This is a genomic window from Melissospora conviva (assembly GCF_049523535.1).
Taxonomy (GTDB): domain Bacteria; phylum Actinomycetota; class Actinomycetes; order Mycobacteriales; family Micromonosporaceae; genus Melissospora; species Melissospora conviva.
In genome coordinates this window covers 268772-277621 of sequence record NZ_JBLLDT010000001.1, presented here as the reverse complement: position 1 = coordinate 277621, position 8850 = coordinate 268772, and the positions used below count along the sequence as shown (strand labels likewise).

The 8850-nt window shown below is 71.5% G+C and carries 12 protein-coding genes; 6 read left to right on the top strand and 6 right to left on the bottom strand.

Annotation, left to right across the window (positions count from 1 at the left end):
• Positions 1–2 precede the first annotated feature (2 nt).
• From ACK8GG_RS01460 to ACK8GG_RS01440, 5 genes are read right to left on the bottom strand one after another with little or no spacing between them, the layout of a single operon-like run.
• Entirely contained in the window at positions 3–1346 is a 1344-nt protein-coding gene (locus ACK8GG_RS01460; protein WP_440348642.1) for an ATP-binding protein, read from the bottom strand.
• A gap of 58 nt (positions 1347–1404) precedes the next feature.
• Complete coding sequence (locus ACK8GG_RS01455) at positions 1405–2442, bottom strand: ATP-binding SpoIIE family protein phosphatase (protein WP_440355327.1); 1038 nt, start codon at positions 2440–2442, stop codon at positions 1405–1407.
• Positions 2430–2849: an anti-sigma regulatory factor gene (locus ACK8GG_RS01450; protein WP_440348644.1), complete on the bottom strand. Its 420-nt coding sequence runs from the start codon at positions 2847–2849 to the stop codon at positions 2430–2432. The genes ACK8GG_RS01455 and ACK8GG_RS01450 overlap by 13 nt, the downstream gene beginning before the upstream one ends.
• On the bottom strand, positions 2846–3265 hold the full coding sequence (locus ACK8GG_RS01445; RefSeq protein WP_440348645.1) for an STAS domain-containing protein: 420 nt from the start codon (positions 3263–3265) through the stop codon (positions 2846–2848). The genes ACK8GG_RS01450 and ACK8GG_RS01445 overlap by 4 nt, the downstream gene beginning before the upstream one ends.
• Complete coding sequence (locus tag ACK8GG_RS01440) at positions 3265–4119, bottom strand: STAS domain-containing protein (RefSeq protein WP_440348646.1); 855 nt, start codon at positions 4117–4119, stop codon at positions 3265–3267. The genes ACK8GG_RS01445 and ACK8GG_RS01440 overlap by 1 nt, the downstream gene beginning before the upstream one ends.
• A 159-nt stretch (positions 4120–4278) precedes the next feature.
• Between ACK8GG_RS01440 and ACK8GG_RS01435 the strand changes: the two genes are divergently transcribed.
• Positions 4279–4626 (top strand): STAS domain-containing protein, encoded by a 348-nt coding sequence (locus tag ACK8GG_RS01435; protein ID WP_440348647.1) that lies wholly within the window; start codon positions 4279–4281, stop codon positions 4624–4626.
• A gap of 75 nt (positions 4627–4701) precedes the next feature.
• On the opposite strand, the gene ACK8GG_RS01430 is transcribed toward ACK8GG_RS01435, so the two are convergent.
• Positions 4702–5997, bottom strand: coding sequence for an MFS transporter (locus ACK8GG_RS01430; RefSeq protein WP_440355326.1), 1296 nt, complete (start codon positions 5995–5997; stop codon positions 4702–4704).
• A gap of 49 nt (positions 5998–6046) precedes the next feature.
• Between ACK8GG_RS01430 and ACK8GG_RS01425 the strand changes: the two genes are divergently transcribed.
• From ACK8GG_RS01425 to ACK8GG_RS01405, 5 genes are all read left to right on the top strand, one after another.
• Positions 6047–6730, top strand: coding sequence for a FadR/GntR family transcriptional regulator (locus tag ACK8GG_RS01425; RefSeq protein WP_440355325.1), 684 nt, complete (start codon positions 6047–6049; stop codon positions 6728–6730).
• Between the two features lie 42 nt (positions 6731–6772).
• Positions 6773–7219: a large conductance mechanosensitive channel protein MscL gene (gene mscL / locus ACK8GG_RS01420; RefSeq protein ID WP_440348650.1), complete on the top strand. Its 447-nt coding sequence runs from the start codon at positions 6773–6775 to the stop codon at positions 7217–7219.
• A gap of 137 nt (positions 7220–7356) precedes the next feature.
• Positions 7357–7587 (top strand): hypothetical protein, encoded by a 231-nt coding sequence (locus tag ACK8GG_RS01415; protein ID WP_440348651.1) that lies wholly within the window; start codon positions 7357–7359, stop codon positions 7585–7587.
• 47 nt (positions 7588–7634) lie between these two features.
• On the top strand, positions 7635–7997 hold the full coding sequence (locus tag ACK8GG_RS01410) for a hypothetical protein (RefSeq protein WP_440355672.1): 363 nt from the start codon (positions 7635–7637) through the stop codon (positions 7995–7997).
• A gap of 84 nt (positions 7998–8081) precedes the next feature.
• On the top strand, positions 8082–8843 hold the full coding sequence (locus ACK8GG_RS01405) for a PP2C family protein-serine/threonine phosphatase (protein WP_440348653.1): 762 nt from the start codon (positions 8082–8084) through the stop codon (positions 8841–8843).
• The last annotated feature ends 7 nt before the right edge of the window (positions 8844–8850 follow it).

Sequence of the window (8850 nt, the reverse complement as noted above, 5' to 3'; positions counted from 1 at the left end):
GATCACGCTCCGCCGGCCGGCAGGATCACCGTGAAGGTGGCACCCGCACCGGGCGCACTCGTCAGGGTGAGGTGGCCGCCGAGCAGGTTCACCAGACGTCGGGCGTACGGCAGTCCGAGGCCGGTGCCTAGGGCGCGACCCCGCCCGGGGAGCTGGAAGAACTCCTCGAAGATGCGCTCCTGGAACTCTGCCGGGATGCCCGGTCCCGTGTCACTGACGACCAGATGCCACTGGTCGTCCACCCGATCCGCCCGCATCCGGACCTCGCCGCTCTCCGTGAACTTCAAGCCGTTGTGCAGCAGATTACGCAGAACCTGGGAGAGGAGCACCTCATCGCTGCGCAAGGTGCCCGGCGGCGGCGGATCCTCGACGACCAGCTCCACGTCCGGCTGCGTCACCAGCGCCCGCAGCGTGCCGCGCAGGGCTCCGAAGACCGCGCGCAGGTCGACCTCGTCCCAGTTCGGTTCCAGCCGTCCCGACTCCGCCTTGGCCAGGTCCAGCAAGCCGTTGACGAGGGTCAGCAGGTCGGCGGCGGAGGTCCGGATCAGCCCCACCTGGCGGCGCTGCTCCTCGGTGAGCGGGTCCGAGGCCGAGTCGTCGAGGAGCCGGCCGAGTCCCATGATGGCGGTGACCGGTGCCCGCAGCTCGTGGCTGACATTGGCCAGGAACCGGCTCTTGGCCTCGTTCGCGGCGCGCAGCTGCACCGACTTCTCGTCGAGTTCGGCGTAGAGCGCCACCACCCCCTGGTTGGTGGCCTCCAGCTCCTCGGAGAGCTGGCCGTAGAGCGCCATCACTCCCTGGTTCGTCTCGGCCAGCTCGGCGTTGAGGACGGCGAGCTCGTCGCGCTGCTTGCGGACCTGGTCCAGCGCGGCGATCAGCTGCTCGTTCTGCGAGGCCATCTCGTCGAGGGCAGAGCTCGGCACGCTACCGGCCAGATCGGCCCGCAGCGTTGCCATGCGTTGCGCGGTGAGCGGCTGGGCGCTCGCCGGAATCCGTCGAGACATCCTCAAAACCGTAGCCCGTTTTGGCGGTTCCAGCTCGAATGCGTCGACCAGCCGGGCAACCGCGGCGGCCTGACGACCGGCGAAAAGCTCCGAGTCGACGGGTTCGGCGGGCACGATCTCCACCGACATCAGACGCTTGGCGGCGCCGTCGGAATCGACCCTGAAGAGCACCTCCGCACCGCCCGCTGCGCGCAACACCTGGCGCCCGACCTCGCTGAGCGCGGTCGCCATCCGGATCTGGTCCTGGTTCTCGAGGCCGAGTAGCGCGGCGACCTCACGGCCCCGCTGGCGGACGACGAAAATGTCGTGCTCGACACGCAGCGCCATCTGCAGCAACGGCATCGGCCTCGTCGGTTGTGTCACGCCTTCCCCCCAGCGTGTCTCATCGGGCCGTCCGGGCTCATTCCTTCGCCGGAACAACGACCACGCAGGCGTCGTCACGCCGCACCCCGGCATCGCGCAGCACCGTGGCGGCGATCACCACCGGCGAGTGGCCGAGCAGGCCCGGGTAGTCGTCCAGCTGCCAGCGGTCGGCCACCCCGTCGGAGTGCATCACCAGCAGTGCACCGGCGCCGAGGGGATAGTCGTACTCCCGGACCGACCGGCGCTGGTGGCCGGCGATCCCGGGGAGGCTGACCAGCCCTCGGCTGGTGCCGTCGCCGGTGATGCGGCCGGTGATGTTGCCCAGCCCCGCGTAACGCAACGTGGCGGAGGCCGAATCGAGTTCGGCGACCGCGACCGCGGCTCCACGGGTGTGCGACATCGCCCGGTGCAGGTGCTCGACGACCTGCGCCGGGCCGGCGGCCGGGGCGGTGTGGAAGGCGCTGATCGCCGCGGCGGTGGCGGCGGCGGCCAGCGGGCCGTGCCCGAGCCCGTCGCTGACCAGCACCTGCCGTCGTCCGGCCACCTGCCGTACGGCGAACCCGTCCCCACTCACGGTTTCCCCCGTGAGCGGCCGGACCAGCCCGCCGGCCCAGGCCGGCGGCTCCGGCTGCTGCGGCCAGATCTGCACCGCCAGGACGGTGCCGCGGCCGGGCCGCGAGTAGCCGTCGAGGCGGCTGGCCTGGCGTGCGATCGCGCCGAGACCGATGCCGAGCGTGCCGGCGGTGGAGTGCCCGTCGCGGGCGGAGAGGGCGAGGTCCGCCATCCCCGGCCCGCTGTCGATCGAGATCAGCTCCACCCCGGCGCAGCTCTCGTACCGGAGCGGACGCAGCAGCAGCGCCCCGTCGTCGGCGTGCTTGATCAGGTTGGTGGCCAGTTCGGCGGCGACGATCGCGACGTCGGCGACGCGTCCCCCGTCGAACTGCATCTGCCGGGCCAGCGCCTCGGCCGCCCGGCGGACGGCGCCGGCGCTACCGTCGCGTTCTATTCGAAACCAGGCGCCTGTGTCTATGAAACGTTCCGGCGCCACCATGACCACTCCGCTCATCGGGACCATTTGGTCACCGTGACGCGGGTGCCTTCGCCTACCGCAGTCTCGATGTCGAACTCGTCGACCAGTCTACGTGCGCCGCTGAGGCCGAGCCCCAGTCCGCCGCCGGTGGTGTAACCGTCCGTGAGCGCCAGATCCAGATCGGCGATGCCCGGACCGGAGTCGCTGAAACTGATCCGTACGCCCTTTCGCCGCCCGTTGTCCACAGTGCTCACCTGGACCTCGCCGCCACCGCCGTAGACCAGGGTGTTGCGGGCCAGCTCACTGGCGGCGGTGACCAGCTTGGTCTGGTCGACCAGGGAGAGCTTCGTCTCCACGGCGACGGTACGCACCAGCTTCCGGACCCGGACCACGTCCTGGTCGCTGACGATCGGCTGTGTCTGCGACCGGCCGAGGTCCAGCCCGGCGGTCACGAGAAGGTCGCCAATGGTCCGTCCGCGGCCCTCTCCTCGTACGGTTCGGAGTCCCACTCGTCGCTGCGGGCCGCGGCGATCAGCTCCATCCCGCGCTCGACGTTGAGGGCGGTCCGGATGCCGTTGAGCGAGAGCCCGAGCTCCACCAGCGTGATAGCCACCGCGGGCCGCATGCCGACGACAACGGTGTCGGCGTCGAGCACCTTGGAGATCGAGGCGATCGTGGAGAGCATCCGGCCGATGAACGAGTCGACGATGTCCAGCGCCGTGATGTCGATGATCACACCACTGGCGCCGGTGGCGACGATCCGGTCGGCCAGGTCCTCCTGCAACTGCAGGGCGGTCTGGTCCTCCATGTCGACCTGAATGGAGACGAGCAGGATCTCGCCGATCTTCAGGACCGGAACGCGCTCCATCAGGTCTCCCGGCGCGATCGGCGCCCGAACTCCACCCCGGTCTGCCGCAGTACGTGCCGCAGGGCGTCGGCGAGGCTCGCCTTGGTGGCGATGTCGCCGAACTCGATGCCGAGCGCCACGATCGTCTGGGCGATCTGGGGGCGGATGCCGGAGATGATGCAGTCGGCGCCCATCAGCCGGGCGGCGACGACGGTCTTGAGGATGTGCTGGGCGACCTGGGTGTCGACGGCCGGCACGCCGGTGATGTCGATGATCGCGTACGGCGATCCGGTGTCCACGAGGGTCTGCAGCAACCGCTCCATCACGACCTGGGCGCGGGCGGAGTCGAGGGTGCCGACCAGCGGCACGGCGACGACGCCCTCCCAGAGCTTCACCACGGGGGTGGAGAGCTCCAGCAGCTGCTCGGCCTGGTCGGCGATCAGCTCCTCGCGGGCCTTGGTGTAGCTCTCCACGGTGTAGAGCGCGAGCTGGTCGATGACCTGCGAGTACGCCCGGTAGGACCGCAGGGCTTCCAGGTCGCTGTCGCCGAGGAGGTCGGCGAGGGTGTCCTTGAGCGAGAGGATGCTCAGGGCGGTCTCGGTGGCGGTGAAGCCCTGCCGGGCCCGCAGCCGGGACAGCTCCGACAGCACTGCCCGCAGCTCGGCCCCGTGCTCGCCGGCCTGGTCGAAGGTGGGGTCCTCGCCGAGCAGCAGCAGCCCGCGGTGCACCTCCTGCACCTGCTGGTGCAGCTCGGCCCGGCTGAGCCGGTTGCGCATGGAGGCGGTGACGCGATCCGTCCAGCCTTCGGTGATCCGTTCGGCGTGCTCGGTGAGCAAGCCGACCAGTCGGTTGCCTTCTTCGGCGCTCAGCGCCATCGCTACCTCCTGAACAGGCTCGGTGGCGGACATTACCACCGGCGGGATCCTAACTATTTGTCTCAGTGCAATGAAATTGGCAGCGGCCCCCGGCACCGCCCATGCGGCGAACTTCCTGCATCGTGGAGTACGGTTCCACCGATAACAGGAGGTCGGCGAATGTCCTTGACGGTGCACACGGAACAGCGTGACGACGTGGTTGTCGTCTCGGTGGCGGGCGAGCTGGACATGGCGACCGCCCCACAGGTACAGGATCAGATCACGGACCTGCTCGACAAGGGGCACAGCCGGCTGGTTTTCGATCTCGCAGGGGTGTCGTTCTGCGATTCGACCGGACTGTCGGTCTTCGTCCGGGCCAAGAACAGCTGCGACGAGGCCGGCGGCGTCGTCCGGCTCGCCGCCCCGCAGCGGGGCGTGCAGCGCATCCTCGAGGTCAGCGGACTGATCGAGGTGCTGCAGACCTACCCGACGGTCGACGAGGCGGTGGCCGGAACCCCGGCAACCTGACCCGTCCAGGGCGGCGGCTGGAAACCGGCCGCGGCTCCCCTCAGGTGGCGGCCGGAATCCGGCCGCCATCCCTCTTTATTCGTCCTCGATGAACCGGGGGCGGGCGATGGCCAGTCCGGCCAGCGTCTGCCCCGCAAGGGCCACCAGCAACAGCCCCAGCGGCACGTGCCAGCCCCCGGTCACCGAGTAGGCGAGCCCCACCAGGAACGGCCCGGCGATCGCCACCAGGTACCCCGTGCTCTGCGCGAAGCCCGACAGCGCCACCGTGCCCTGGGGGGTCCGGGCACGCAGCCCGATGGTCAGCAGGATCAGCGGGAACGCGCCCTGCCCGATGGCGAGCAGCACGGTCCAGATCAGCGCCCCCTCGTACGGCGCGACCGCCAGACCGACGTAGGCCAGCACCGAGACCGCCGAGAGGCCGAGCACCAGCGGCCGCAGCGTCGCCAGCCGCGCCGCGACGACGGGCAGCGCCAGCGCGATCGGGATTCCCAGCGCCGTCACCCCGGCCAGCAGCAGACCGGCGTTGCGCGGGCTGTAGCCGGCGTCGCGGTAGAGCTGCGCGAGCCAGCCCATCAGGGCGAACCCGCCGAAGGACTGGGTGCCGAAGTAGAGCGCCATCGCCCAGCCGAGACCGGTACGGGCCGGCCGCACGCGCGGACCGGGGGCGGGCTCGACGACCACGGTGGCCCGGCGCCGCTCACGGCGGGACCGCAGGGCCAGCCAGGCCCAGGGCAGGATTCCGACCGCGGCGAGCAGCGCCCAGAAGCCGATGCCGACGCGCCAGGAACCGGCCGCGGTGGCGATCGGCACCGTCGCCGCGGCGGCCGCCGTCGCCCCGATGGTCAGCGACACGGTGTACGCGCTGGTGACGAGCCCGGCGCGCTGCGGGAAGTACTGCTTCACCAGCATCGGCAGCAGAATGTTGCCCACGGCGATACCGGCGAGCGCCAGGGCGCTGGCGAGGACGAAGAGCAGTGCCGAGTCGGTGACCGCGCGCAGCAGCTGACCGGCGGTGAGGGCGATCGTGGCCAGCAGCAGGACCCGCGGGGCGGCGAACCGGCGTACCAGCCAGGGGGCGACCGCGCCGAAGACCGCGAAGGCGATGGTGGGCAGGGTGGTCACCAGGCCGGCGATGGCGCCGGAGAAGGCCAGCGCGCTGCTCGCCTCGTCGAGGACGGCGCCGAGGGCGGTGACGGCCGCCCGCAGGTTCAGCGCGACCAGCAGGATGCCGGCCAGCATCAGCAGCGGGCCGCGGGCCGAGCCCGCCGGCGGGGCGGCGGGGGTGGCTGCCGGTCCGGCCGGGGTTGCCGCCGGGCCGACGGTGGGCGGTTCCGGGGTCGCCGGTGAGCCCAGGGTGGTTGGCAGGGTCATGACAGAAAGCCTATATTCATGGGATGAATTGTGTCGGGCGCTGTAACCGATGACACCGTCGGGGCCGCACCCTGCCCGCTCCGCCGGCACGACCCGGGTCCGGGAGACGATCGAGCAGCTCAGAACGCGGATCCTGGGCGGCGAATGGCCTGTCGGCGCCCGGATCCCGACCGAACCCCGGCTGGTCGAGGCGCTCGGTGTGGGGCGGAACACGCTGCGGGAGGCGGTCCGCGCGCTGGTGCACGCCGGGGTGCTGGAGGTCCGGCAGGGCTCCGGCACGTACGTCGTCTCCACCGACGAACTCGCCGGCGTGGTCAGCCGGCAGGTCGGCGGCGCCCGGCTCACCGAGGTCGTCGAGGTACGCCGGGCGCTCGAGGTCGAGGCGGCCCGGCTCGCCGCACGACGCCGCACCGCCGAGGACCTGGCCGCCCTGGACGCGGCGCTGGCCGACCGGGAGGCCGCCTGGGCGTCGGGGCGGGTGGCCGAGTTCGCCGCGGCCGACGCCGCCCTGCACGCGGTGATCGTCGCCGCCGCGCACAACACGATGCTGGCGGATCTCTACACCTCGATGAGCACCGCGATCCGCCACAGCCTCGCCGAGGCGCTCGGCCCGGACCTCACCCCGGACCGGCACGTCGACCACACCCGGCTGGTCGACGCCATCCGCGCCGGCGATGCGGCGCGCGCCGCACGGGAGGCGTCCGCGTTCCTGGAGCCGCCGCACGGGGCATAGATTGCCGGGCATCAGGCAACCGGACGGCTCAGGAGCACACGCATGATCAAAGGTTTCAAGGACTTCATCACCCGCGGCAACGTCGTCGACCTCGCCGTCGGTGTGGTCATCGGCGCCGCGTTCACCACCCTGGTGAGCACCTTCACCGAGAGCTTCCTCAAGCCGCTGATCCAGCTCATCGGTGGCGGCACCGGGGTCAGCGCCGGTGCCTGGGAGATCAAGGACGGCGTCGTCATCGACTGGGCGGCCTTCATCAACGCCGTGATCACCTTCCTGATCACCGCCGCGGTGCTCTACTTCCTCGTCGTCTTCCCGATGAACAAGCTCGCCGAGCGGCGCAAGCGCGGCGAGGAGCCGCCGTCGGACACCCCGAGCGAGGAGGTCCTGCTGCTCACCGAGATCCGCGACGCGCTGGTCGCCGCGAAGACCCCGCAGCAGCAGCGCGGCGCGCTCGACGAACTCCTCGACCGCAACGACGCGCGCGGCTGAACCCGGAAGGGGCCGCCAAGTCCGGAAGGGCACGCGGCCTGGGCCGGGAGCGCGCTCGGCCGGGGCAGGGAGTAAGCCCGCACACCTTCGGGGCCGACCCGGCAACTGCTCGAACAGGTGTTCGATAGAGTCCGGGCATGGAGCAGCGCAGGCACTGGTGGAACGGCAAATGGGGCCGGCTGGCCCGGCGGGATGTCTACCTCCGGGCCGACGCCGACCGTTGGCACGTCGAGCAGCGCGCCGGCGGCGCCGAAGGCGTCTCCCGCTACTACGAGTTCGGCGACGAGGACGAGGCGTACGACCGGGTGCGGGCCCTGCTCGCCGGCTCCGACGGCTGGCGGGAACTGACCCCGCGGCCGCCCGGCTGAGGCGTACCGGCGTTTAGGTGACGAGCGCATCGGGAACCGCGGGCGATATGACGCAGCAGGAGTTGGACCTGAACCGGGTGACCCTCGGCATGCCGGTGATCGACGCGGCCGGCACCGAGGTGGGCGCCGTCGACCTGATCCGCCCCGGCGACCCGAACGCGGTGACGGTGCAGCCACCGGACCACCATCCGTCGCCGGCGCTGGACCATCTGGAGGAGGCGATCGACACCGCCGAACCGGCGGTCCCCGCCGACCTCGCCGCGCGCCTGCTGCGCGCCGGCTTCCTGCGCGTCGCCACCGGCCCGGGCCCGCACCCGGCCGTCTACGTGCAGGCCGACCAGATCGCGGCCGTCGGCGCCGACGGTGTACGCCTTCGCGTCCTCGCCGGCCAACTCCCCACGCAGGACTGACTCCGGCGGCCGTTGTCCACAGTTTTTTCCCCAGAGCCGGTAGTGCGGAGAGACGAACCGAGATGTTCTTGGCAAGCTACCCCCATGACCTTGACCCTCCGTTCGACAATTCTCAGCGACCCCGGGCTTGTCCGGAGCAACAACGAGGACGCCGGGATCGCCGGCGACCGGCTGTTGGCCGTGGCGGACGGCATGGGCGGCCTGCCGGCCGGTGAGGTCGCGAGCGAAATCGTCATCGGCATCCTGGCGGAGGTGGCGCCGCCGGCCGCGCCGGAGGCGGCGCAGGCGATGCTGCGGGCCGCGATCAGCACGGCCAACAATCAGATCCGCGCCGCGATCGGCGCCGACCCGGAGCGCGACGGCATGGGGACCACGGTCACCGCCGCCATCCTCGCCGGCGCCGAACTCGTCCTGGCGCAGGTCGGTGACTCCCGCTGCTATCTGCTGCGCGACGGGCGGCTGCGACAGCTCACCCGCGACGACACGTTCGTGCAGGAACTGGTCGACCAGGGCATCCTCACCCCGGAGCAGGCCCGGCGCCATCCGCAGCGTTCGCTGGTGACCCGGGCGGTGCAGGGGCACGACGCGCCGCCGGCGATCGCCGTGCTCACCCTCGCCGCCGGTGACCGGCTGCTGCTCTGCAGCGACGGCCTCTCCGACTACGTCGACGACACCGCCATCGCCACCACCCTGAGCGGCTACCCGGACCGGCAGCAGTGCGCCGAGCAGCTGGTGAAGCTGGCCCACCAGGCGGGCGCACCGGACAACGTCACGGTGGCGTTGGCCGACGTCGACGGCAGCGGCGACGACGAGACCACCCAGACCGTGGTCACGCCCGGCGGCTGAGCGCCCC

Coding starts and splice junctions, on each gene's coding strand:
- ACK8GG_RS01460 (WP_440348642.1), bottom strand. CDS start 1,346: ATGCCGTTGCTGCAGATGGCGCTGCGTGTCGAGCACGACATTTTCGTC.
- ACK8GG_RS01455 (WP_440355327.1), bottom strand. CDS start 2,442: ATGGTCCCGATGAGCGGAGTGGTCATGGTGGCGCCGGAACGTTTCATA.
- ACK8GG_RS01445 (WP_440348645.1), bottom strand. CDS start 3,265: ATGGAGCGCGTTCCGGTCCTGAAGATCGGCGAGATCCTGCTCGTCTCC.
- ACK8GG_RS01440 (WP_440348646.1), bottom strand. CDS start 4,119: ATGGCGCTGAGCGCCGAAGAAGGCAACCGACTGGTCGGCTTGCTCACC.
- ACK8GG_RS01435 (WP_440348647.1), top strand. CDS start 4,279: ATGTCCTTGACGGTGCACACGGAACAGCGTGACGACGTGGTTGTCGTC.
- ACK8GG_RS01430 (WP_440355326.1), bottom strand. CDS start 5,997: ATGACCCTGCCAACCACCCTGGGCTCACCGGCGACCCCGGAACCGCCC.
- ACK8GG_RS01425 (WP_440355325.1), top strand. CDS start 6,047: ATGACACCGTCGGGGCCGCACCCTGCCCGCTCCGCCGGCACGACCCGG.
- mscL (WP_440348650.1), top strand. CDS start 6,773: ATGATCAAAGGTTTCAAGGACTTCATCACCCGCGGCAACGTCGTCGAC.
- ACK8GG_RS01415 (WP_440348651.1), top strand. CDS start 7,357: ATGGAGCAGCGCAGGCACTGGTGGAACGGCAAATGGGGCCGGCTGGCC.
- ACK8GG_RS01410 (WP_440355672.1), top strand. CDS start 7,635: ATGACGCAGCAGGAGTTGGACCTGAACCGGGTGACCCTCGGCATGCCG.
- ACK8GG_RS01405 (WP_440348653.1), top strand. CDS start 8,082: ATGACCTTGACCCTCCGTTCGACAATTCTCAGCGACCCCGGGCTTGTC.